The organism is Streptomyces sp. 71268, assembly GCF_029392895.1.
GTDB lineage: Bacteria > Actinomycetota > Actinomycetes > Streptomycetales > Streptomycetaceae > Streptomyces.
Genome location: NZ_CP114200.1, coordinates 6,365,072 through 6,387,768, shown reverse-complemented (window position 1 = coordinate 6,387,768; position 22,697 = coordinate 6,365,072). Strand labels below are relative to the sequence as shown.

The 22,697-nt window shown below is 73.9% G+C and carries 19 protein-coding genes and 2 pseudogenes; 10 read left to right on the top strand and 11 right to left on the bottom strand.

Going from position 1 to position 22,697, the window contains the following annotated elements; translation table 11 throughout:
- Nucleotides 1–52: 52 nt before the first annotated feature.
- Together OYE22_RS25425 and OYE22_RS25420 are read right to left on the bottom strand one after the other, a co-directional pair.
- Nucleotides 53–1,390, bottom strand: a complete 1,338-nt coding sequence (locus tag OYE22_RS25425) for an extracellular solute-binding protein (protein ID WP_277322557.1) — start codon at nucleotides 1,388–1,390, stop codon at nucleotides 53–55.
- Nucleotides 1,387–2,514, bottom strand: coding sequence for a sialidase family protein (locus OYE22_RS25420; RefSeq protein ID WP_277322556.1), 1,128 nt, complete (start codon nucleotides 2,512–2,514; stop codon nucleotides 1,387–1,389). The genes OYE22_RS25425 and OYE22_RS25420 overlap by 4 nt, the downstream gene beginning before the upstream one ends.
- Nucleotides 2,515–2,938: 424 nt before the next feature.
- On the opposite strand from OYE22_RS25420, the gene OYE22_RS25415 reads away from it, so the two are divergent.
- On the top strand, nucleotides 2,939–3,166 hold the full coding sequence (locus OYE22_RS25415) for a DUF5708 family protein (RefSeq protein ID WP_277322555.1): 228 nt from the start codon (nucleotides 2,939–2,941) through the stop codon (nucleotides 3,164–3,166).
- Nucleotides 3,167–3,518: 352 nt separating this feature from the next.
- Nucleotides 3,519–4,808 (top strand): MFS transporter, encoded by a 1,290-nt coding sequence (locus tag OYE22_RS25410; protein WP_277324315.1) that lies wholly within the window; start codon nucleotides 3,519–3,521, stop codon nucleotides 4,806–4,808.
- Nucleotides 4,809–4,952: 144 nt separating this feature from the next.
- Here the strand turns inward: OYE22_RS25410 and OYE22_RS25405 are convergent, their stop codons facing one another.
- Nucleotides 4,953–5,288 carry a helix-turn-helix domain-containing protein gene (locus OYE22_RS25405; RefSeq protein ID WP_277322554.1) on the bottom strand — a complete coding sequence of 112 codons (336 nt, stop codon included), beginning with the start codon at nucleotides 5,286–5,288 and terminating at the stop codon, nucleotides 4,953–4,955.
- A 168-nt stretch (nucleotides 5,289–5,456) separates the two neighbouring features.
- Between OYE22_RS25405 and OYE22_RS25400 the strand changes: the two genes are divergently transcribed.
- The gene (locus OYE22_RS25400; RefSeq protein WP_277322553.1) at nucleotides 5,457–6,599 is read left to right on the top strand and encodes an FAD-dependent monooxygenase; all 1,143 of its coding nucleotides are present in this window, start codon (nucleotides 5,457–5,459) and stop codon (nucleotides 6,597–6,599) included.
- A gap of 48 nt (nucleotides 6,600–6,647) precedes the next feature.
- Here OYE22_RS25400 and OYE22_RS25395 read toward each other — a convergent pair.
- Nucleotides 6,648–7,641: pseudogene (locus tag OYE22_RS25395) on the bottom strand (NADP-dependent oxidoreductase).
- Nucleotides 7,642–7,775: 134 nt separating this feature from the next.
- Entirely contained in the window at nucleotides 7,776–7,979 is a 204-nt protein-coding gene (locus tag OYE22_RS25390; RefSeq protein WP_176165987.1) for a hypothetical protein, read from the bottom strand.
- Nucleotides 7,980–8,080: 101 nt separating this feature from the next.
- Here OYE22_RS25390 and map point away from each other — a divergent pair, with 101 nt between their 5' ends.
- Nucleotides 8,081–8,938 carry a type I methionyl aminopeptidase gene (gene map / locus OYE22_RS25385; RefSeq protein WP_176161325.1) on the top strand — a complete coding sequence of 286 codons (858 nt, stop codon included), beginning with the start codon at nucleotides 8,081–8,083 and terminating at the stop codon, nucleotides 8,936–8,938.
- 113 nt (nucleotides 8,939–9,051) lie between these two features.
- Here map and OYE22_RS25380 read toward each other — a convergent pair whose 3' ends face one another.
- From OYE22_RS25380 to OYE22_RS25370, 3 genes are all read right to left on the bottom strand, one after another.
- Nucleotides 9,052–9,735 carry a biliverdin-producing heme oxygenase gene (locus OYE22_RS25380; RefSeq protein WP_277322552.1) on the bottom strand — a complete coding sequence of 228 codons (684 nt, stop codon included), beginning with the start codon at nucleotides 9,733–9,735 and terminating at the stop codon, nucleotides 9,052–9,054.
- A 316-nt stretch (nucleotides 9,736–10,051) separates the two neighbouring features.
- The gene (locus OYE22_RS25375; RefSeq protein ID WP_277322551.1) at nucleotides 10,052–11,737 is read right to left on the bottom strand and encodes an HtaA domain-containing protein; all 1,686 of its coding nucleotides are present in this window, start codon (nucleotides 11,735–11,737) and stop codon (nucleotides 10,052–10,054) included.
- Between the two features lie 240 nt (nucleotides 11,738–11,977).
- Entirely contained in the window at nucleotides 11,978–13,507 is a 1,530-nt protein-coding gene (locus tag OYE22_RS25370) for an HtaA domain-containing protein (protein ID WP_277322550.1), read from the bottom strand.
- A 120-nt stretch (nucleotides 13,508–13,627) separates the two neighbouring features.
- On the opposite strand from OYE22_RS25370, the gene OYE22_RS25365 reads away from it, so the two are divergent.
- From OYE22_RS25365 to OYE22_RS25350, 4 genes are all read left to right on the top strand, one after another.
- Nucleotides 13,628–14,677 (top strand): ABC transporter substrate-binding protein, encoded by a 1,050-nt coding sequence (locus OYE22_RS25365; RefSeq protein ID WP_277322549.1) that lies wholly within the window; start codon nucleotides 13,628–13,630, stop codon nucleotides 14,675–14,677.
- A 194-nt stretch (nucleotides 14,678–14,871) separates the two neighbouring features.
- Nucleotides 14,872–15,912, top strand: a complete 1,041-nt coding sequence (locus tag OYE22_RS25360; RefSeq protein ID WP_277324314.1) for an iron ABC transporter permease — start codon at nucleotides 14,872–14,874, stop codon at nucleotides 15,910–15,912.
- Nucleotides 15,909–16,784 (top strand): heme ABC transporter ATP-binding protein, encoded by an 876-nt coding sequence (locus tag OYE22_RS25355; protein ID WP_277322548.1) that lies wholly within the window; start codon nucleotides 15,909–15,911, stop codon nucleotides 16,782–16,784. Before OYE22_RS25360 ends, OYE22_RS25355 begins: the two co-directional genes overlap by 4 nt.
- Before the next feature lie 104 nt (nucleotides 16,785–16,888).
- Nucleotides 16,889–17,863, top strand: a complete 975-nt coding sequence (locus tag OYE22_RS25350) for a hypothetical protein (RefSeq protein WP_277322547.1) — start codon at nucleotides 16,889–16,891, stop codon at nucleotides 17,861–17,863.
- 65 nt (nucleotides 17,864–17,928) lie between these two features.
- Here OYE22_RS25350 and OYE22_RS25345 read toward each other — a convergent pair whose 3' ends face one another.
- Complete coding sequence (locus OYE22_RS25345; RefSeq protein ID WP_277322546.1) at nucleotides 17,929–18,642, bottom strand: bifunctional DNA primase/polymerase; 714 nt, start codon at nucleotides 18,640–18,642, stop codon at nucleotides 17,929–17,931.
- A gap of 469 nt (nucleotides 18,643–19,111) precedes the next feature.
- Nucleotides 19,112–19,702 (bottom strand): annotated as a pseudogene (locus OYE22_RS25340) (TetR/AcrR family transcriptional regulator); the annotation flags it as partial.
- A 150-nt stretch (nucleotides 19,703–19,852) separates the two neighbouring features.
- On the opposite strand from OYE22_RS25340, the gene OYE22_RS25335 reads away from it, so the two are divergent.
- Together OYE22_RS25335 and ddaH are read left to right on the top strand one after the other, a co-directional pair.
- Nucleotides 19,853–20,032 carry a DUF6243 family protein gene (locus OYE22_RS25335; protein ID WP_277322545.1) on the top strand — a complete coding sequence of 60 codons (180 nt, stop codon included), beginning with the start codon at nucleotides 19,853–19,855 and terminating at the stop codon, nucleotides 20,030–20,032.
- Between the two features lie 453 nt (nucleotides 20,033–20,485).
- On the top strand, nucleotides 20,486–21,310 hold the full coding sequence (ddaH, locus tag OYE22_RS25330; protein WP_348652245.1) for a dimethylargininase: 825 nt from the start codon (nucleotides 20,486–20,488) through the stop codon (nucleotides 21,308–21,310).
- 234 nt (nucleotides 21,311–21,544) lie between these two features.
- Here ddaH and OYE22_RS25325 read toward each other — a convergent pair whose 3' ends face one another.
- Nucleotides 21,545–22,687, bottom strand: a complete 1,143-nt coding sequence (locus OYE22_RS25325) for a small ribosomal subunit Rsm22 family protein (protein WP_277322544.1) — start codon at nucleotides 22,685–22,687, stop codon at nucleotides 21,545–21,547.
- Nucleotides 22,688–22,697: the final 10 nt, after the last annotated feature.

Below are 22,697 nucleotides of genomic sequence, written 5' to 3'. Positions count from 1 at the left end.
GCCTGGCGGGCGGGGCGGGGGCCCGGCGGTGGGCGCCCCGCGCACCGGTGGGTCACCCGCTGGCCGAGCTTCGCCCGGCCTCGACCTTGAGCCCCTTGTCCCTGAGGTCCTCGATGGTCTCGCCCTGCACCTTCTCCAGCACCGAGCGGAAGGCGGTGCCGTCCCCGATGGCCTCCAGGAACGCGTCGCCGAGCCGCTGGTAGAGGGTGTCCACGGTGGGCCCCCACTTCCAGCTCGTGTCCACGGCCTTGCCGGCCTCGATGAAGATCCGGCTGTAGTGCTGGCCGCCGAAGAACTCCCGGCGGCCCTCCAGGTCGGCGGTGGTGTAGCCGGAGACGGCGCTGGGGAAGCCGTAGCCGCCCTTGATCAGCAGTTGGACGGCCTCCGGGGCGGAGTTGAGCCACACGGCGAAAGCCAGGGCGTCCCTGGGGTAGGTGCAGTCGGTGAAGATCGCGGTGGTCGAGCCGCCCCAGTTGGCCTGCGCGTTCTCGCCCCGCTTCCACTGCGGCAGCGACGCGGCCCGCCACTTGCCCGCCGTGTCGGGGGCGTTGCCGGTCAGCAGCGCGTCGCCCCAGCTCGCGCCCAGCCAGGAAACGATGTCACCGGTCTGGATGTCCTTGTACCAGGCGTTCTGCCGGTCCGGGATGGTCTTGATCAGCTCGTCGTCGACGAGCCTGCTCCAGAAGTCGGCGACCCTGAGCGAGGGCGCGTCGTCGATGGCGACGGTCCAGGTGTCGCCCCGGGTGCCGAACCAGCGCCCGCCGGCCTGCCAGGCCAGGGCGGCGAAGCGGTTGCCGTTGGTGGCCGAGAACGTCTCGATCCAGGCACCGTGTTCGCGCACCGCCCGGGCCGCGTCCGCGTACTCGGCCCAGGTACGCGGCGTCCTGATCCCCCACTCGTCGAACAGGTCCTGGCGTAAGAACAGGCCCATCGGGCCCGAGTCCTGCGGGATGGCGTACACGGACCTGCCGTACACCGACTGCTGCCACTGCCAGCCCACGAAGCGGGACCGGTAGCGGTCGCCGCCGTACGCCGACAGGTCGACCAGGGCGTTGTCGAGGAGGAAGCTGGGGACGACCGAATACTCTATCTGCGCGAGGTCCGGGGCGTCGCCGGCCTTCACGGCGGCGTGCATCTTGGCGTACTGGGCGCCGCCCACCGCCGAGACCTTCTCCAGGTTGATCCGCACCTCGGGGTGGCGCTCGTTCCACAGCGCCACCGGGTTCTCGATGCCCGGCACCCAGGACCAGAAGTTGAGCGTGATCTTCTCGCCCTTCCTGCGCTCCCTGACCTCGTGGCCGTCGTCGCCGCAGCCGGCGAGCGCGGCCCCGGCCGCCGCGGCCGCTGCCGCGCCCACGACGGTGCGCCGGCCGGGTCCCCGCGCGCTCATGTCAGGTCCCGCACGGGCACGCGGCGGAAGGTGAGGGTCGAGTAGGCGCTGAAGTCACCCGTCTCGTAGAGCAGTCCGACGGTGTCCTCGTCCAGTCGCGCGAGGTCGGAGTAGGCGGCCGGCAGGCCGTCCACGGTGTGCGCCGTGCGCCAGGTGACGCCCCCGTCGTCGCTGGCCCGCACGGTCATCAGGGCCCGGTAGTCGGGCGTCGCGGGCCCGGAGAACAGCAGCGTCCCGCCGCCGCGCGCGCCGGGGCGGTCCAGGTGCAGGACGCTGCCCTGGACGACGGGTGTCACCAGGCCGGCCTGCGGGCGGAACGGCTTGACCAGCGAGGCGCCGCCGTCGGTCGAGTAGGCGTCGGCCCGGTTGCCGGGCGCGGCGGCGTCGGTGCGGGTGTTGAAGTAGACCCGGCCGTCCGGGAGCTGCGCGGCGGTCGTCTCGTTGACGTTGACGTAGCCGTCCGGGTTGTCGTCCACGTAGCCGAGCCGCCAGGTCGCGCCGCCGTCGTCGCTGAGCAGGTCGTGGCCGCCGTTGTACTTGCCCTCCGTTCCGCTGTCGGCGCCGGAGGGCGGCAGCGAGTGGTTGCCCGGGACCACGATGCGCCCGGCGTGCGCTCCGTGGCGCAACTGGAGGGCGTGCCCGGGCGTGGTGGCGTACCAGCGCCACTCGGGGCGTTTGACGTGCTCGGTGATCTCGCGCGGGGTCGACCAGGTCGCGCCGTCGTCGTCGCTGTCCTGCACCCACACCCGCCGGCCGTCGGCCGGCGAGACCTCGCCGCGGCGGATGCGGTCCTCGGTGGCGCCGGCCGCGCTGTGCACCTGCACCAGGACGATCCGGCCACCGTCGACGACCACGGGCGCGGGGTTGCCCGCCGTGCCGTCGCCGTTGCGGCTGACGGTCTGGAGCGGGCCCCAGGTGCGCCCGCCGTCGGTGGAGCGTCGCAGCACCAGGTCGATGTCGCCCCAGTCGGCCGACGAGGCCACCCGCCCCTCGGCGAAGGCGAGCACGGTGCCCCGGTCCGTGACGACCAGCGCGGGAATCCGATAGCTCGCGTACCCATCGGTGCCGGCGCGGAAGGGGACGGACACTTCGTAGGTCTTGTACGCCGTCATATCGCTTGCCATCAGACCCTCCCGATGCCCCGGTGCAATCGAGCGCCAACGACAGGACGTAGGACGTCCCTTGTGTGCGGCGACCATAAGGACCGCATTACAGAGCGTCAAGACACGGCACATGAACAGTTAGCGGCGCAGCCTGAGCGATTCCGCCAAAGGATGCAGTCATACCGGTCGCGTTCTCGTGCCCTGGGTCGAGGCGCGGGCACCCGCCGAGACCTAGCGTGAACGGCGTGAAGGGGGCGCCCGCGCGCCCGGCCCGGCACCGGTCGGGGGCGGTCGGCGGGTGCCGCGAACGAGTCGCCGGCGCGGCTCGCCCGAAGGGCCGCCGGACGGCGTGCGAACGGGTTACGCGAGCCCCTGGTCGAGCGCCGTTCGCGCGGCGCACTACGGAGGCGCGCCGGCAGGGACCGGCGGGGAGAGGGGCGTACGGATGTACGAGAAGTGGCACAGCGCGCGCGACGGCGGCCGACCGGCGGGCAAGCACCTGGTCGAGGGAGCGGCGACGGCCGTGGTGGGTCTCGCCCTGTGGCGGTTCACCGCGGATGTGCACACCCCGGTCATCACGCTGCGCAAGGTGGGCGTGGTGCTGGCGTTCATCGGCGTGGCGCAGCTTCTCTACGGCGCGTACGTACGGGCCTCGGCGCGCGGGAGGCGTTGAGGCGCGAGGCGGGGACACGGCGGCGCGGGAGCGGGCACGGGAACGGGGCGGGGTCGGGGGTTGAGGCTGGCGCGGGGGCTGGTGCCGTGAGGGCGGGTGACCTCGCGCCGGTCGCACGCGAGGTCGATCGATATTCGGTTGCCCGTGTTCGCTGGTCGGCGGACGATGACCTCTCGTGACCCATCCCGAACAGCCCGACGTGGCAGATGCTGATCGTTCCCCCGTCGAGGCTGTCGAGACCGGTGGGGTCGCCGAGATCCCCCGGCCGGCCGATGGCGCGGCGGACGCCGGAGCGGGCGAGAGCGACGAGGGCAGTGGGGCCACGGACAAGCCGCCGCGGCCCGGCGGGCGCGTGCGGGCACTGCTCCCCGACCTGTCGCCGTGGCGCTCCTCGCGGGACTTCCGGCTGATCTGGATGGCCGGCGCCGTGACCTCCTTCGGCAGCTTCCTGACCATGATCGCGCTGCCGTTGCAGGTCAAGGAGTTGACCGGCTCGGCCTTCGCGGTCGGCGCGATCGGCGCCGTGCAGCTCGTGCCGCTGATCGTCTTCGGCCTGTACGGCGGCGCCCTCGCCGACGCCATGGACCGGCGCACGCTCATCCTGCTCACCGAGCTGGGCCTCGGCGTCCTCACCGTCCTGCTGCTGGTCAACAGCCTGCTGCCGCATCCCATGCTGTGGCTGCTGTACGTGGTGGCGGGGCTGACCAGCGCGCTGGCCGGCATCCAGCAACCGGCCCTTGACGCCCTGATGGCCCGGATCGTCCCGCACGACCAGCTCACCGCCGCCGCGGCGCTCAACTCCATCCGCTGGCAGCTCTCGGCCATCGTCGGCCCCTCGGTCGCCGGGGTGATCGTCGCGTTCGCCGGGCTGCCCGTGGCGTACGGGCTCGACCTGCTGACCTTCGTCGTCTCCACGCTGCTGGCGGTGCGGCTCGCGGCGGCGCCGCCCGCGCACGACGCGCAGCGCCCCTCGCTGGCCGGCATCTGGGCGGGCGCCCGCTACGCGTGGCAGCGCAAGGAACTCCTGGGCACCTACGCGGTCGACATGGTCGCCATGTTCTTCGCGTACCCGAACGCGATCTTCCCCTTCCTCGCCGACGACCTGGACGCGACCTGGGCGCTCGGCCTGATGTACGCGGCGGGCTCGGTCGGCTCGGTGCTGGTCAGCCTGACCAGCGGCTGGACCTCACGGGTGTACCGGCACGGCCGGATGGTGGCGGCCGGCGCCGCGCTGTGGGGGCTGGCCATGGCCGCGGCCGGGGCGCTGCCGAGCATCTGGCTGGTGCTGCTGTGCCTGGCGGTGGCGGGCGGCGCGGACATGATCAGCGGCCTGTTCCGGTCCACGCTGTGGAACCAGACCATCCCGGACGAGCTGCGCGGCCGACTGGCCGGCATCGAGCTGCTCTCGTACATGACGGGCCCACAGCTCGGCCAGGTCAGGGCGGGTTCGATGGCCGCGCTGACGAGCGTGCGGGCCTCGGTGTGGACGGGCGGCATCGCGTGCGTGGCGGCGGTCGGGCTGCTGGCGGCCTCGCTGCCGAAGCTGATGGCGTACGACTCCCGGACCAACCCGCACGCCCTCAAGATGCGCGCGGCACGTGAGGCACGTGAGACAAGCGAGGCGAGCCCCGCGCCGCAGTGAGGCGTGCGCGGCGGGCCGGGTTGTCCGGTCGGACGCGATCCGGTCCGCGTCGTGCTCGGCTACCCGCGAGCCGGGCGCGAGCTGGACCCGGTCGAGTTCGCGACGCGGGCCGGCCCGGACTCCCTCCGGCGTGCCCGTCCGCGCTCAGTGAGGAGCGGTACCACCCGGGGACTCCGCTCCCAGGAGCGCGAGCAGCCCGGGGAATCGCCTCTCGATGTCCGCGCGTCGTAGTCGGATGCCCTTGCGGTTGCCGTAGTCGATCTCGTCGACGAGACCCGCCTCGCGCAGGACGCGGAAGTGGTGGGTCTGGGTCTGCTTCGAGATCGGAAGGTCGAACGAGTTACAGCCCCGCTCGCTGTCGCTGCGGTCGGCGGCCAACCGGGTGATCACCGAACGACGGTGCTCGTCGGCGAGGGCGCGAAACACCGCGCCCAGATCGAGTGCGTCGGCCTCCGGGCCGACCAGGTTCTTCCCGGCCACGCGGCACCTCCTCCAGGTACGACTTGAATCGTACCTGAAAGGTGTGCTCCACTGAGGTACGAAATTCTTCGTACCTACTCGACCATGCTCCCCCGTGCCTCCGCTCCCTGAGACCAGGGCCGCACTCGCCGGGGAACCTGGTCATCGACACTCCGAGAGGTCATCGTCATGCAGAAGCCCGAGGTGCTGATAGTCGGTGCCGGAATCGCGGGGCCCGCACTCGCGTACTGGCTCTCCCGGAACGGCTACCGGCCGACGGTCGTCGAACACGCCCGGCAACTGCGCTCCGGCGGTAGCGCGATCGTCGTGAAGGGGCCCGCGATCCCGGTCGCCGACCGCATGGGCGTCCTTCCGCGGCTCCGCGAGCTCGCCACCCGCAATCGGTCACTGACCCTGCTCGACCCCGGCGGCAGGCGCGTCCTGCGACTCCCGGTCACCTCGGACAAGGCGCCGACGGTCGAGGTGACCCGGGCCGACCTGTCCGAGGTGCTTCACCGGTCGGCGCGGGCCGAGGCCGAGTTCCTGTTCGACGACACCGTCACCGCCCTCGCCCAGGACGCAGGGGGAGTTGACGTCACCTTCCGGCGGTCCGCGCCACGGCGCTTCGACCTGGTCGTCGGAGCCGACGGGATGCACTCCACCGTACGGCGCCTGGTGTTCGGGCCCGAGCGGCAGTTCGTGAGCGACCTGGGCCTGTACGGCGCGACCGTCCCGCTGGAACCCGACGCCGTCGAGGACCCGAGCGAGATGACGATGCTGACCGTGCCGAACCGGATGCTGGTCCTCCACCCCTCGCGGACCACTCCGCTCGCGATCTTCACCTTCCGGGCCGCACAGGCAGCGCCCCACGACCGCAAGAACATCGCCCGTCACAAGCAGACCGTGGCCGACGCCTACGCCGACGTGCGGTGGCGGGCACCGGAGTTCGTGGCGGCGTTCCTCGACCACCCGGCTCCGTTCTTCGACCCCCTGACCACCGTCCGGATGCCCTCGTGGTCCCGTGGGCGGGTCGTCCTGCTCGGGGACGCGGCGGCGGCGACAGCCCTGCTGGGCGACGGGTCCAGCATGGCGATGGCAGGTGCGTACGCCCTCGCGGAGGAGCTCGCCGCCCACCCCGGCGACCACGCCCGCGCCTTCGCCGCCTACGAGGCGCGGCTCCGCCGCGAGGTGGGCCCGCGACAGCGACGCGTCGGTCCGCTCTCCAGGCTCATGGTGCCCCGCACCCGGCCGGGCCTCGCGGTGCGCAACGCGGTGGGCCGCGCCGTCGGCCGCGCGAACCGGACCACCTCTCGCCAAACCGCGAACCCGTAGGCCGGGTCCGCGCCGACCGCTCACCGGGCCCGCCCACGCGGCGTGGCCTCAGTCCTCCGGCGGCGCGTCGGCGACCTGGATCAGGGGCTTTCCGGGGGTCGCGCGCCGGGCGGTGAAGGCGGCGGCGGCCTCGGCCAGCGGGTAGACCGGGCCCACCAGTGGCCGCAGCCGCCCGTCCTGGACCCGTCGCGCGAGATCGGCCAGGCGGTACCGGTCAGGCTCGACGACGAAGAAGACCGTCCGACCGTTCTCGGGGCGCACCGTGGACGGCGCGGCGATCGTGACGAGCGTGCCGCCGGGCCGCACCAGCCGGGCCGAGCGTTCGAGCACCTCACCGCCGATCACGTCGAGGACCAGGTCCACCGGGCCGGCGTCCGCCAGTTGGCCACCCGCGCCGCCGCGCCCGCCGCCCGGCCCGCCCCCCGCCGTCCCGCCCGCCGTTCGGCTCGCCGTCGAGGTCGACGAAGACGTCGGCGCCCAGTTCCAGGGCCGTGGCCCGGTCCCGGGCGCGGCCGGTGGCGACCACCCGCGCCCCGGCCTCGCGGGCGAGTTGGACCGCGACGCTGCCGACCCCGCCGGCCGCGCCGTGGATCAGCACGCTCTGCCCGGCCACCAACCGCCCGTGGTCGAAGAGTCCCTGCCAGGCGGTGAGCCCGGAGATCGGCAGCGCCGCGGCCTCCAGGTGGCCGACGGACGCCGGCAGCGGCGCCAGGTTGCGGGCCTCCACGGCCACGTACTCGGCCAGCGTGCCGTCGCGCGTCCAGTCGGTCAGCCCGAACACCCGCTGGCCGACGGTGAGGCCCGTGGTGCCGAACCCCAGCTCGGCCACCACACCGGACACCTCGTGGCCGGGGACGGAGGGCGTGCGGTCGCGGCCGGCGCGGTCCGTCCAGGTGCCCGGCCACTCCAGTTCGCCGGGCGTGAAGCCGGCCGCGTGCACCCGGACGACGACGTCGTTCTCGGCCGCGTGCGGATACGGGGCCTCCTCGTACACCAGCCCGCCCGTCCCGGCCGCCCGGTCGCGCACCCTGATCGCCTTCATGGTCACTCTCCTCCCCGCAGCGAGCTGGTCCCCGCGCTGCTCACGAGGACGACGCTAGTCGCGGCCTTGGCCCGTCCCGTGGTCCAAGTTCGGGCCAGGATCATGGGCCAAGTCGCGTGGCGCCGGCGCGGACGCTAGTCGTTCCAGCGGGGGTCGTTCTGCCAGTCGCGCTCGCGGTCCCGGGTGTGCTCGATCGCCTGGGCCGCCTCCTCGCGGGTGGCGTACGGGCCCAGCCGGTCGGCCGCCCGGCACTCGGGGCCCTCCTCCACGCGTCCGTGGCGCACGCAGTAGTACCACTCGCCGGGCTTGCCGGGCGTGCCCTTCGAGAACAGCGCCATCTGTGCCTCGCCTTCCTCACCTGTCTCCACCGCACCGCGTTCACGTGTGCTGGCTCACTTGCCGCCATGGTGCCCGATGCGTCCTGGATACACTCGCTGGCATGTCTGGCCAGTCGCTTCTAGTCCCGGGGCAGCTCTCCCCCCTCCGCACCGTCCCCGCCGCCATCCCGCGGCCGGAATACGTGGGCAAGGACGCCCCCACCCCGTACACCGGTCCCGAGGTGCAGGACGCCGAGACGATCGAGCGGATGCGGGTCGCCGGGCGCATCGCCGCGCAGGCGCTGGAAGAGACCGCGCGGCACATCGTGCCGGGGACCACCACGGACGAACTCGACCGGGTCGCGCACGAGTTCCTCTGCGACCACGGCGCGTACCCGTCCACGCTCGGCTACCGCAAGTACCCCAAGTCGCTGTGCACCTCGGTCAACGAGGTCATCTGCCACGGCATCCCCGACTCGACCGTGCTGCGCGACGGCGACATCGTGAACCTGGACATCACCGCGTACATCGGCGGCGTGCACGGCGACAACAACGCCACCTACCTGTGCGGCGACGTGGACGAGGAGTCGCGGCTGCTCGTGGAGCGCACCCGGGAGTCGCTGGCACGGGCCATCAAGGCCGTCAAGCCGGGTCGGCAGATCAACATCATCGGGCGCGTCATCGAGTCGTACGCCAAGCGCTTCGGCTACGGCGTGGTGCGGGACTTCACCGGGCACGGCATCAACACGTCGTTCCACTCGGGCCTGATCGTGCCGCACTACGACAGCCCGCACCACACCACCGAGATCCGGCCCGGCATGACGTTCACCATCGAGCCGATGCTGACCCTGGGGACGCACGAGTACGACATGTGGGACGACGGCTGGACCGTGGTCACCAAGGACCGCAAGCGCACCGCCCAGTTCGAGCACACGCTCGTGGTCACCGAGACCGGAGCGGACATCCTTACGCTGCCCTGACCCCGGGGCGACACCGGTCCGACGGGCCACGACGGCCTGTACGACCACCACGACGCGAGCCCGCCACCCCACTGCCGGGGTGGCGGGCTCGCGTCGTGGGCGGGCGGACCCGCTCAGGCGCTGAGCGCGCCCGGGCCGTCGGTGCCGAAGAGTTCGCCCAGCTCCCGGAAGACCCCGGTGTTCAGCGCGAACGCCCGCTTGCACTCCTCGATAACGCGCTGCTTCTCCAGGTCGTCCACCGGCAGCGCGTCGAGCAGCGCCCGGTACTCGCGCTTGAACGCGGCCGGGTTGCCGATCTCCTCGAAGACGTAGAACCGCACGCCGTCGCCCTTGCGCTCGAAGCCCCAGGTCTTCTCCGCGGTGCCGCGGATGATCTGGCCGCCGGAGAGGTCGCCGAGGTAGCGCGTGTAGTGGTGGGCGACGAACCCGCCGGGCCACCGCCGCGCGCACTCCTCAACCCGCTCCGCGTACGCCGCGGTGGCGGGCAGCGGCTCCAGGCCCGCGCGCCAGTCGGGGCCGCCGAGGAAGGCGAGGTCGCGTTCGAGCTCCGCCGTACGTGCCAGCTCGGGCCGGATGAACGGGCCCGCCACCGGGTCGTCGGCCAGCGTGGCCGGGGCGCTCTCCAGGGCCCGGTAGACGAACCAGAGCTGCTCCGTGTACCGCCGGAAGGCGGTCACGCCGAGTTGGCCGCCGAGCATGGCGCTCATGAACATCGAGGTCTCGGCCTCGGTGTGCTGCGCGTGCGAGGCGGTGCGGATGACCGTGGAGAACGGCTCGGGTGCGGGTGCGGCGTCCAAGACGGACCTCCGGGTGCCGATGGGACGAGAGCGAGCGGGCCTTGCATGCCGAAAAGCGACATGAGAAGCCGAGAACACGGGAGACACCCGCTTCGTGGGTGGTCCCGCCGGCAATTCTGTCTACTTAGGTTTGCCTAAGTCAATGCCTTCCCGACGTCCTGTCGGTAAAAACCCTACCGCCGCGACGACCCTCGGGCGAGTGGCTTCCCGGCGGCGGCCCCGGCGGTGCAGCCGCGCGCCCGCGCCCACCGGCTGGGGGCCGGGGGCGCGGGCGCGGTGTGGGGGGTGGGTTCGCCTCGCGTCAGGCGGCGGGAGGTCAGCCCTGGGCGGGGGTGGCCGCCGCCCGGCGGCGGACGGCGAAGGCCGCCGCGCCACCGCCGGCGACCAGCACGCCGGCGGCGCCGAGCAGCACGCCGGTGGGCACGTCGGCGCCGGTGGCGGCCAGCGAGCCGGAGCCGCCCGTGCTGCCGCCACCGCCGTCGCCACCGGTCACGCCGCCGGTGCCGAACGCCTCGGTGTCGGAGCCCGTGCCGCCGGTGTCACCCGAGCCGCCGGTGCCGGAGCCCGAGGTGCCGCCGGAGCCGGCGGTGCCGCCCGGCAGGCTGGCGTCCTTGTCCAGCGAGACGGCGAGGTTGATCGGGTCGAGCGCCTCGCCGGCCTCGTAGTAGCCCGCGAACGCCCTGGCCCCGTCCTCGGTGAGGGTGGCCGGGACGTTGTTGAGGGAGAGCACCTTGTCGGTGCCGGTCAGGCCGTCGGCGGGCAGCTTGAGGTCGGCCAGCGTCAGGTCGTCGCTGCGGGTGACCTTGCCGGTCTTGATGTCCTTGGAGGACAGGTCGGCGACGAGGATGCCCTTGGCCCCGTTCGCCCTGACCTTCAGGTCGCTGATCCTGAGGTCGAGCTTGCCCGCGTGGCCGGTGAAGCGGACCGTGCCGGCGAACTTGGCGTCCAGTGACTTGGCGTCCGCGTCGTAGTTCCCGCTGCCCTCGGGGAAGCGGTAGACGTCGCCCTGCTTCCTGGCGCCGCCGGAGAGTTCGACCTTGCCGCTCGCGATCGGCCCGGTGACGTACTTGCGGAACTTCTCCTTGACGCCCCAGTCGAGGTTGCCGGAGTGGATCTCGCCGCTGACGCCGGGCTGCTCGGTGGTGTCGCTGGTCGGCTTGGACGTGGGCTGGTCGGTGGGCTGGTTCGTCGGCTTGTCGGTCGGCTTGTCCGTCGGCCGGTTCGTGGGCTCGTCGGTCGGCTTGTCCGTCGGCTTGTCGGTGGGCTTGTCCGTGGGCTTGTCGGTCGGCTTGTCCGTGGGCTTGTCCGTCGGCTCCGGCTTGACCGGGCCGCCGGGGGTGACCGTGAGCGTGGCCGGGTCGAGGTCGTCGCCGGCCGCGTAGAAGCCGCTGAACGCCTTGGCGCCGTCCTCGGTCAGCTTGGCCGGGATGTTGGCGAAGGTCATCGCGCCGCCCGCGCCCTGGCCCGGCCGGACGTTGGTCAGGTCGAGGTCGGCGAGCCGCACGTCGTCGCTGTTGGTGACCTTGCCGGTCTTCATGTCCTTGGAGCTGACGTCGGCCGTGATCGCGCCCTTGGTCCGCTCGGTGCTCAGCTTGAGGTCGCTCAGCCTGAGGTCGAGCTTCTCCTCGTGGCCGGTGAAGCGGACGGCGCCCTTGAAGGCGGTGTTGACGGCGTGCGTGCCGGTGTCATAGGTGCCCGCGCCGTCGACGAAGGTGAACGGCCCGTTGCCCGCCGCCTGCTTCGCGCCGTCCGACACGGTGATCTTGCCGCCGGCGATGGGCCCGGCGACGTACTTGCGGAAGCTCTCCTTCACGCCCCAGTCCAGGGTGCCGTTCTTCAGCTCCAGCTTCGGCGGGCCGGCCGGCTTGCCGCCGTCGTCGCCGGCGGCGAACGCCGGCAGGCTCAGCGCGGCGGCGCCGAGCGCGGCGGCGGTGGCTATGGCGGCGGTCCGCGCGACCGTGGTGCGTCGCGGTCCGCGGGGTGCGGGGTGGGTGGCGGACATCGTCAGACATCTCCTCGAATGGGTGGTGGGACCGGCCGCCGGGGGGATGCGGCCGGACCCGTTGCGTGGTGGGCGGCGCCCGGCGTGCACGGGCCGGGTTGGCCTGGGCCGTGCGGCGGGCGAACCCGGAGAGGGCCGGTCGCCCGCCGCGTGGCTGCCCCGCTCGGGGGCTCTCGCGTGGGGGGGGTGGGGGGCTCGCGCGGCGGGGCCGCGCGGGCCGGGTCTCGTGGGGCGCCGGGGTCAACCGCCGGCGGGCGCGCCGTCGGTGTCGGTCGGCGTGGTGGCCTCGGCGGTGCGGCGCTTGCGGACGACGAGCACGGTGGCCGCGGCGACGGCGGCGAGCAGCGCGGCGCCGCCGGTCACCAGCGCGGGCGTGGAGGGCCCGTCCGAGTCGTCGGCCGCCTGGCCGCCGTCGGAGTCGGCCGGTGCCGCGACCGCCGTCGCCGAGGGCTCCGGCGAGGGCGTGGCCGTCGGCTCGCTGCCAAGGTCCGGCAGGGGCGGCAGGGTCGCGTCCGCGTCGGTGGCCACGGCCAGCGAGAGCGGGTCCATCGCGGTGCCGGCCCGGTACATCCCGCCGAACGCCTCGGCGCCCTGCCGGGTCAGCCTGGTCGGCGCCTCCGCCACCGTGACCAGGCCGTCCTTGGCCTTGGGCGCCTTGAGCGCCGTGGCGTCGAAGGTGACCAGGGGCACGCCGCGGCGGGTGGCGCCGTCGGTGGTCACGTCGGCCGCGAGGGTGCCCCGGCCGTCGGCGACCTTGACCCGTACGCCGCTCAGCGCGAGGTCGAGACGGGCCCCGGTGAAGTGCGTACGACCGGTGAACGTGGCGTCCAGGGCCCCGGTGCGGCGGTCGTAGTCGCCCTTGCCGGCCGGGAAGCGGAACAGCGCGCCGCCGTCCCGTGCCCCGTCGGTGAGCTTCCAACGCCCCTTCGCGATGGGGCCGGTGACGTACTCCCGGAAGGTGCGGCGCACGCCCCAGTCCACGGCGGCGTCCTCGATCCTCGCGGCGCCCCCGGCCCGGTCGGCCTCGTCGCCGGTCTTGGGCTTGTCCCCGTCCTTGTCCCCGCTCTTGGCGCCGTCCTCGGGCTTGTCCTGGCCGGGCTTGCCCCCCTTGTCGCCGCTGTCGCCCTTGTCGTCCGTCGCGCCGGGCGCGATGTCGGCCGAGAGGTTCAGCGGGTCGAGCGGGGTGCCGGCCGTGTAGTAGCCGGCGAACGCCTGCGCGCCGCGCGCGGTGAGGGTGGCCGGGATGGACTGGAGGACGACGGCGGTGCCGCCGCCGCGCATGTTCACCCGGGACAGGTCGAGGGACGCCAACGGGACCTGGCTGGCGCTGGTCACCTTGCCGGTGCCCTTGGCCCGGCTCACCATGTCCGCGTACAGGGTGCCGGTGCCGTTGCCCGAGGTGCGCACCGTCAGCCGGCTGAGGCTCAGGTCGAGTTCGTACGTGCCGCTCGGCTTGCGATGCCCGACGAAGTGCACCCCGCCGGAGAACGCGGCGCTGAAGGAGCCGCTGTCCGGGTCGTAGGAGCCCTTGGCCGAGTGGAAGCGGAACTGGCTCTCGCCCACCGTGGCGGCGCCCTGCCGGAGGCTCCAACTGCCCTGGGCGATGGGCCCCGTGACGTAGCGCTGGAAGGAGGACTTGAGGCCCCAGTCCAGGCGTCCGCCGGCGACCGCGCGGTCCGCCGCGTGGGCGGCGGTGACCGGTGACAGCGCGCCGAGGAGCCCGGCGAGAAGCACGAGCACACCGGCGCGGGTGGGTCTGGCTGGCAGCATCAGATGCCCCTCCCGAAACGTAGCGATGCAGGTAAGGCTAACCTAAGCTACAGCTCGGCCTGGTCGGAACCCCGGGGCCGGCGGCCCCCGTGGACGGCAGGACGACAGAGAGGCGAAAACGTGCAGCAACGGCAGTCGGCGAGGCCATCCGCCCGCCTTCCGCGCATCGTCCCCGCCCTCGCCGTCACCCTCGCGCTCGCGCTCGGGCTCGCCGGGTGCGGCGGGTCCGACGGCGGTTCGGGCGGCGGGAAGGGCGGCGGGAAGAACGCCGCCGCGGCACAAGCGGAAGCGCTGGAACCGCTCGCGAAGAAGCCGAGCCCGACCCTGCCGGCCACCGTCAACTCGGCCGACGGTCACCGCACCACCGTGACCAGCGCCGACCGGATCGTGCCGCTCACCGGCTCGCTCTCGGAGATCGTGTTCACCCTCGGACTCGGCGACCGGGTGGTCGGGCGCGACGTCACCGCCGACTTCGCGCAGGCCAGGAAGTTGCCGGTGGTCACGCGCGCGCACGACGTGTCGGCCGAGAACGTGCTCTCGCTGAAGCCCACCGTCGTCCTGGCCGACACCAGTACCGGACCGGCCGAGGCCATCGACCAGATCCGCGACGCGGGCGTACCGCTCATTACCCTCGCCCCCGCGAAGGAACTCGCAGACGTCGGCACCCGCATCGACGCGGTCGCCGCCGCGCTCGGCGTGCCGGACGCGGGCCGGGAGTTGCGTGAGCGGACCGAGCGCCGGATCGACGCCGTACGGGCCGACATCAAGCGCCCGGCCGACGGCAAGCGCCCACGGGTGGCGTTCCTGTACCTGCGCGGCTCGGCCGCGGTCTACCTGCTCGGCGGGCGCGACTCGGGCGCCGGCTCGCTGCTTGAGGCGGCCGGCGCGCGGGACGCCGGCCGGGAGTCCGGCCTGGAGAAGGACTTCACGCCGATCACCAGCGAGGCCCTGGCCAAGGCTGCCCCGGACGCCATCCTCGTGATGTCCAAGGGACTTGACTCGGTCGGCGGCGTGGACGGTTTGCTCAAGCTGCCCGGCGTCGCCGAGACACCGGCCGGGATGGACCGCCGCGTCGTCTCCATCGAGGACGGCAAGCTGCTCAACTACGGGCCGCGCACCGACCAGGTGCTGCGCTCGCTCGTGGACCAGTTGTACGAGGACGCGGCGTGACGCTCTCGACCGGGCCCTCCCAGCCCCCGCACGCCCCGAGGTCCCCTCGGACGGAGAAGTCCCCACGAGGCCATGACTCCGCCACGCCCCCGGAGGCTCCGGAACCAGTAGAGGCTCTGGAGCCCGTGAAGGCTGCGGAGCCCGTGGCGGGATCGTCGACCGAGTCCGCCATCACGCGGCCGCCGAGCCCCACGGTGGCCGGGCGGCGCCGCGCGCGGGCGGCGGCGCTGACCGGGGGGCTGGTCGTCGCGCTGGTCACGCTGTGCCTGGTGGCCGCGGGCACCGGCGCGTACGACATCCCCATCGGCGACGTCGCGCGCTCGGCGCTGCACCGGGTGGGGCTCGGCGGGGCGCCGCTGGACCGGGTCGGCGAGAGCGTGCTGTGGAACGTACGGCTGCCGCGCGTCGTGCTCGCCCTGCTGGTCGGGGCGTCGCTGGGGTGCGCGGGGGCGCTGATGCAGGGCGGGTTCGGCAACCCGCTGGCCGAGCCCGGGGTGATCGGGATCTCGGCGGGCGCCGCCGTGGGCGCGGTGGGCGCCATCGCGCTCGGCCTCACCTTCCTCGGCGACTGGACCGTGACCGCCTGCGCGTTCGGCTCCGGGCTGCTGACCGTGCTGGTCGTGTACGTGCTCTCGCGGTCGGACGGCAAGACCGAGGTGGTGACGCTGATCCTGACCGGCATCGCCGTCAACGCCTTCGCCGGCGCGCTGATCGGCCTGTTCATCTTCTTCGCCGACAACGCGCAGATCACCCAGATCACCTTCTGGCAGCTCGGCAGCCTCTCCCAGGCCACCTGGCCCAAGGTGCTCGCGGTGCTGCCGTGCGCTGTGGCCGGCCTGGTCCTCGCGCCGGTGTACGCGCGCCAACTGGACCTGCTCGCCCTCGGCGAGCGCCCGGCCCGGCACCTGGGCGTGGACGTGGAGCGGCTGCGGGTCGCCGTCGTGGTGCTGGTCGCGCTGCTGACGGCCGCCGCGGTCGCCGTCGCGGGCATCATCACCTTCGTCGGACTGCTCGTACCGCACCTGCTGCGGATGGCCGCCGGCCCGGGGCACCGGTTCCTGGTGCCGGGCAGCGCGCTGGGCGGGGCCGTCGTGCTGGTCGCGGCCGACCTCGCGGCGCGCACCGTCGCGCAACCCGCCGAACTACCGCTCGGCGTGCTCACCGCGCTGTTCGGCAGCCCGTTCTTCTTCTGGCTGTTGCGCAGGACCCGTCGCAAGCAAGGAGGTTGGGCATGAGCGTGCGCTCCCTGACGGGCCGGCTGACCGGCCGCGCCCGGCGGCTGCCGGGCCGCCCCGCGCCGGGCGAGGTGGCGGCCGAGGTGTCCGGCCTGCGGGTCGTACTCGGCGGCCGGACGGTGCTGGACGACGTGTCGCTGCGGGTCACCGCGGGCGAGGTGCTCGCGCTGGTCGGGCCGAACGGGGCGGGCAAGTCCACGCTGCTGTCCGCACTCGCGGCCGACCTGACCCCGGCCGCGGGCACCGTACGCGTCGACGGGCGCCCCGTGGCCGACTGGAGCGCGGGCGAGTTGGCGCTGCGCCGGTCCGTGCTGCCCCAGTCCGCCGCGCTGTCCTTCCCGTTCACGGTGGAGGAGGTGGTACGGATGGGCCGCGCCCCGTGGGTGGGCACGCCGGCGGAGGACGAGGATGACCCGGCGGTGGCGGCGGCCATGGTCACCACGGAGGTGGCCGCGTTCGCCGACCGCCCCTTCGGCGCGCTCTCCGGCGGCGAACGCGCCCGTACCGCGCTGGCCAGGGTGCTGGCCCAACGCACCGCCCTGCTGCTGCTCGACGAACCGACGGCCGCGCTGGACCTGCGGCACCAGGAGTTGGTGCTGCGGGTGTGCCGGGAGCGGGCCGCGGCGGGGGACGCCGTCGTCGTGGTCCTGCACGACCTGGGGTTGGCCGCGGCGTACGCGGACCGCACCGCCGTGCTGCACGGCGGGCGGATCGCGGCCGCCGGGCCGCCGGACGAGGTGTTCGGCGAGGAACTCCTGTCGGCCGTCTACCGGCAGCCGGTCGAGGTGCTGCCGCACCCACGGACCGGGGTACCGCTGGTGGTGCCCCGCCGCGACGGCCGGGGCTCCGGGGCCGCCGCCCGGCTCGGCTGACGGGCCGGTCCCCGGGGGCCTGACCCGGGCCCGCCCGTATAGGGTTGCGCCGTTCGTGGCGTCCTCGGTGCAGAGCGAGGCGCACCCGAAGGAGCAGGAGCACCATGATGGGAAGGTTGCCCCGCCCGCGGTTGACGGCGCTGACGACCGCGGCGCTGCTGACGCTGACCGGCTGCATGACGGTGCACGGTGAGCGGGAGGTGATCCCGGCGGTGAGCGAGGAAGAGGCCCCGAAGGTCCTCCGCCACTTCACCGACACGTACAACAAGGCGTGGCGCGCGGCCGATCCGAAGCTGATCGCCCAGGCCGAGACGGGGCCGCTGCTCGCGATCGGCAGGGCGGACCTGACGGCCGAGCGGGCCGAGCACCCGGACGGCAACCCGGGGGTGGGCGCGTTGGAGTTCAAGAACGCCCGCTTCACCATCCCCAAGCAGGCGGGCTGGCCCAAGTTCTTCGTCGCCGACGCGGACAGCAACCGGGGCACCGACCGCTGGATGCTGATGTTCACCCGGGGCGGGCCCGACGAGCCGTGGCGGGCCGCCTACCTGTCGCTGCTCAGCGAGGACGAGGTGCCCGACTTCGCCCTCGACGCCGACGGGTTCGCCAAGCCGGTGCCCACCGGCGCCGACTCGGGGCTCACGGTACGCCCGGACCGGCTCAGCTCCGCGTACGTGAACTACCTGATGACGGGGAAGGGCACCGAGTTCGCGGACGGGCCGGCGACCTCCGGGCTGCGGGCGGAGCGGCAGAAGCACGTGCGCACGCCGAAGTACTGGACCGAGTACATCGACACCCCCGCGCACGGCGGCGACTTCGCCCCGGTCGGGCTGCGCACCAAGGACGGCGGGGGCGTGGTCTTCTTCGCCTCCTACCACCGTCAGAAGCAGACCGCCGCCAAGGGCTTCCGGCCCACCCCGCCCAAGCGCGTGGAGGCGGTCATGACCGGCGAGGTCCGCAAGGCGATCACGTTGACCCGGGTCTTCGAGTCCTCCGTGCGCGTCCCGGCCAAGGGCGCCACCGAGCGCGAGGTGGTCTTCCTCAACCGGCTTGAAGGCGTCACGGCCGCCAAGGGCGAATAGCGCCGGGCACGACGCGCGCCCGGGCCGGCCGTGAGCTGTGACCCGGGCCGGCGGGCGGTGCGGGCTCAGTGGCCGATCGGCCAGGCCGCCGTCTCGTGCTCAGCGTCGTCGCTCGCGTACAGGGCGCACGCGTCGGTGAGCGTCTCCAGCAGGCTGAGCGGGTCGGGCAGCGGACGCTCGGGGCCGAGGAGCCAGGCCACGTGCCCGTCGCCCGGCAGCCGGGCCGGCGGCACCAGTACGTAGCTGCCGCGGCAGTGCCAGCGCAGCCCGGGGTGCTCGTCCATGGTCTCGGGGTGGCAGTCCAACTCGCAGGGCCACCACTCGTCCTCGTCGTCCGGGGTGCCACGGGTCGCGGTGAAGAACAGCATCCGGTCGGGGTCGCACGTGGCGACCGGGCCGACCTCGACGCCCGCGGCGCCGAGCCGCTCCAGGGCGTGCCGACCGGCGTCGACCGGCACGTCGAGCACGTCGTGGGCGATGCCGGTCGCGGTGATGAAGTTCGCCTCCGGCTGGGTGCGCAGCCAGTGCGTGACGCGCTCCACGTCGGTGGTCGCCTGGGTCTGCCAGGCGAACGAGAGGGGATGTCGGGCCGGGGTGGGACAGCCGACGCGCTCACACGAACACCGGTAGCCGGCGGGGTGCGCGGCGGGGGCGAGCGGGAGGCCGGCGCTCGCCGCGGCCAGCAGCAGATCCTCACGCGTGCCCCCGGCACTCGCGGCCGGGTCCGAGCCGCCCCGGGGTCGGCGCAGCCACTGGGAGAACCTGCCTTTGCGTTCCATCTATCCCCTCGCTTCGCCGCTGTCCTGAGATCAATGCTGCCACCATCCTGCGCCCCAGGTGACCGCAGTGCGGAGCCGGGGCGGCAGAGACTATCCCGGTGCCCGGCGCGAAGAGCGGGCAAATCCCGATTTTTGGCCCTAGCGTTTTGCTTATGATCACTCGGGGCGTCGTGCTGGCCGTCCGCACGCCATCCCTGAGCGTTCCGCCACCGCCGACGGGCCAGCCCCGGACGCGCTCGCGACGCCCGCCGCCCACGGGAGGCGGCGGGCCCACGCGACGGATCGGACCGTCTCGGACCATCTACGACCGGGCCGTTCCGGGGTGGACCGGTTCGGGTCGGAACGGTTCGGACCGGGGCCTCGGCCCGGCGTGCAGAGGAGACAGGGCGGGCCGGCGGGCCGGGCCAGCGCGCCGGGCTAGGGGGGCCGGGGTGGCGGCGGGGGCGGCGGGGGCGGCAGCGGCGGGCGTGGCGATGCCGCCCAGCACCTGGTCCACGAGGGCGTCCGCGTACGCGTGGTCCATCGGCAGGGTCCGCAGCGACCAGCGGTGGAAGATCGGGCCGACGAGCATTTCGACGGCGACCCGCAGATCGGCGTCGGCGGAGATCTGGCCGGCCTCCTGCGCGGCACGCAACCGGCCGGTCCAGGCGGCGAGCTGCGGTTCGAGGACCCGGGCGTTCAGCTCCGCGCCGAGTTCGGGGTCGTTCTGACTCTCGGCGACCAGCGCGCGGGTGGGCAGCGCGTACTTGGGGTCGTCCATGGTGTCCACGGTGGCGCGCAGCACGTCCTTCGCGTCCGCGGCGAGGTCGCCCGTGTCGGGCAGGGTGATCTCCGCGCCGGCCCCGCCGCTCTGTTCCAGGAAGGAGTCGAAGAGCACGGCGGCCTTCGAGGGCCACCAGCGGTAGATCGTCTGCTTGCCGACCCCGGCGCGGGCGGCGATGGCCTCGATGGTGAGCTTGCCGAAGCCGACCTCGCCGACGAGTTCGAGGGCGGCGTCCAGGATCGCGCGGCGCGAGCGCTCGCTGCGGCGACTTGAGTCGGGGGCCGTCTTGCGGGCCATGTTCTTGGTCATGGGGGCAATCTACCAACCGCGAGGCGAGACGTATCGTCTTGACAAGACGATACGTCTCGCGCAGACTCGACGGCATGCGAGACGCCTCGTCTCGCTCGCTTCGTACCCCATTCCTCGCACTCCGAAAGGGAGACCCCCATGAGCAAGGGACGTTCCGGAAGCATGCTCGGCGTCGGCGGCACCCGCGCCAACCTCTCCCGCTCCGCCCTGCGTGGCGGGCGCGGGCGGCGCGGCGCGCAGGGCGACCTCGACCCGATGGCGCAGAAGCGGGAGTTGCTGCGCAAGCTCCAGGAGAAGAACCGGGCCGCGGACGCGTGATCCGCGGCCCACGGGCGGGGCCCCGCGCCGCCGTCACGCGCGTGGCACCGGACGGCCGGCACCACGCCACTCCCCCGGCGCCGGCATCGACATCGACACCAGGCACCAGCAGCACCAGCAGCACCAGCCTCGCACCCACCGTTCGAGGGCGGGCCCGCGGCCACCATCGGCCGCGGGCCCGCGGCGTGTCGCGGGGCGCCCGCGACCGGCTCGGCCGGGTCGGTGAGCGCGCTCTGCGTACGCCGGCGCACTCGGTCGCTTGGAGCCGCCCCACGATCGCCCGCGCGTGAAGGGCTGCGTTCGGTGTGATATCGGTGCATAGCGGCCGCTCAAGGGGTCAGCCCGGGCTAGCAGCAAATGGCCCGTTCGGTCCATGTACCGCGGTCCATAAGGATGGACGATTTTGGTGCGCACGCGATCCGTGCGTAGCCACCCCACCGGGAGGAGCCCTCTTTGCGTACGTCTGAGCGCCGCGCGACTCCGCGCCGCTACCTGATGTGCCCACCCGCGCACTTCAAGGTCACGTACTCCATCAACCCCTGGATGGACCCGAACAAGCCCGTGGACCTCGCGCTCGCCCGCACGCAGTGGGAGGTGCTGCGCGACCGGTACCGCGCGCTCGGGCACACCGTCGAGGAGCTGACCCCCGACCCCGCGCTACCCGACATGGTGTTCGCGGCCAACGGCGCGCTCGTGGTCGAGGGGCGGGTGCTCGGCGCCCGCTTCGCCCACCCCGAGCGCACGGCGGAGGCCGCGGCGCACGCGGCCTGGTTCCGCGCGCACGGCTACACCGACGTCTACGAGCCGGAGCACATCAACGAGGGCGAGGGCGACTTCGCCGTCACCGCGACCCTGCTGCTGGCCGGGCGGGGCTTCCGCAGCAGCCCGCTCTCCCACCCCGAGGCCCAGGAGTTCTTCGGCCGCCCGGTCATCGGCCTCGACCTCGTCGACCCCCGCTACTACCACTTGGACACGGCGCTGGCCGTGCTCGACGACTCCACCGACGCCGACATCATGTACTACCCGGGCGCCTTCTCCGCCGGCAGTCAGGCCGTGCTCGCCCGGCTCTTCCCGGACGCGCTGCTGGCCAGCGAGGCGGACGCGGCGGCGTTCGGCCTCAACGCCGTCAGCGACGGGCGCCACGTGCTGCTCCCGCAGGAGGCGGTGGGCCTGTTCGAGCCGCTGCGCGAGCGCGGTTACGAGCCGATCGGGCTCGACCTCGGCGAACTCCTCAAGGGCGGCGGCAGCGTCAAGTGCTGCACCCAGGAGCTGCGGTAGCCGCTCGCCGGTCCACGCCTCCCGGCCGCCGGCCCGGCGCACCCCACGGCGGGCCCTCTCCCGCCGAACCCCGCACCCTCGCCCTCATCTCCCTCACCCTCATCCACTGACCCCGCTGGTCTGGCGCGCGGGCGCACCCGCGCACACCCTCGCGTACCCGCGTCAGGCCCGCCCGGCGACCGACCCGCCGCGACACCGCACCGCGCGCGGGTGGGTCGCCCCGGCCCGCGTGGGTCAGGCTTCCCCCGAATCCGGCTCCGTGTCCGGCTCGGGCGGCCAGCCGTCGCCCCACGCCACGTCGCGGGCGGCCCGGTAGAGCGTCCCGCGGCGCTTGGTGACCACCTCGCGGCGCAGCTCGCCGTCCGCCGCGCACAGGTCCAACAGCACCTGACCCTTGCGGATCTGCGGGTGCCGCACCACCCGGTGCTCCGCCGCCCGCCCGGCCACGTCCGGCCGCGCCGCCACCACGTAGCTGAACTTCTCGTCCTCGTACGCCAGCGAGCCGCCCTTGACCTGGCGGTGCAGCGACGAGCGGCTGACGCGGGCCGCGAAGTGGCACCAGTCGCTGCCCGGGGCGATCGGGCAGGCGTCGCTGTGCGGGCACGGCGCGAGCACCCGCAGCCCCGCCGCGACGAGTCGCTCCCGGGCCCGCAGCACCCGCAGGTAGCCCTCCGGCGTGCCCGGCTCGACGACCGCGACGGCGCGCCCGCTCTCGGCCACCGCGTCGATCACGGTCTCCCGGTCGGCCTCGGTCAGCTCGCCGAGCACGTACGAGACGGTGATCAGGTCGGCCGGTTCCGGCAGCGTGAAGCCGGCGCCGATGGGGCGGCGCTGCCACCGCACCGCGCGCAGCGCGGCGGACCCGGAGTCCGTGGCCAGTTCGCGGCCGAGGGCGAGCGCGGGTTCGGCCCAGTCGTAGACGGTGCCGACTCGCCGCTCGTCGGCCCAGGTCGCGGCCGTGGCCCAGGTCGCGGCGCCGGTGCCGCCGCCGATGTCCAGGTGGCTGGCGGGCACCCAGTGCGGTGCGGCGGCGCGCAGCGCCCCGAGGGCGTGCCGGACCGCCTCGAAGGTGGCGGGCATCCGGTACGCGGCGTACGCGACCACGTCGGAGCGGTCGCGCAGGACCGGCGCCCCGGTCGGGGTGCGCCCCCGGTAGGTGGCGATGAGCCGCTCGACGGCCTGCGCGGCCTGCTTGGGCGGCAGCCCGTCCAGGAGGGTGGCGAGCGCGGTGCGCAGGCTCTCGCCGGTGACGGGGCCGTCGGCGGCGCCCCCGGCGCTGTCGACAGGGCTCTCGGCAGGACCGTCAGCAGGGCCGTCGGGGTGGCCGGTGAGGGGGCTCGCGAAGGGGGCGCGGGCGGCGGGGCGAGGGGCGTGCATCCGGTGGAGT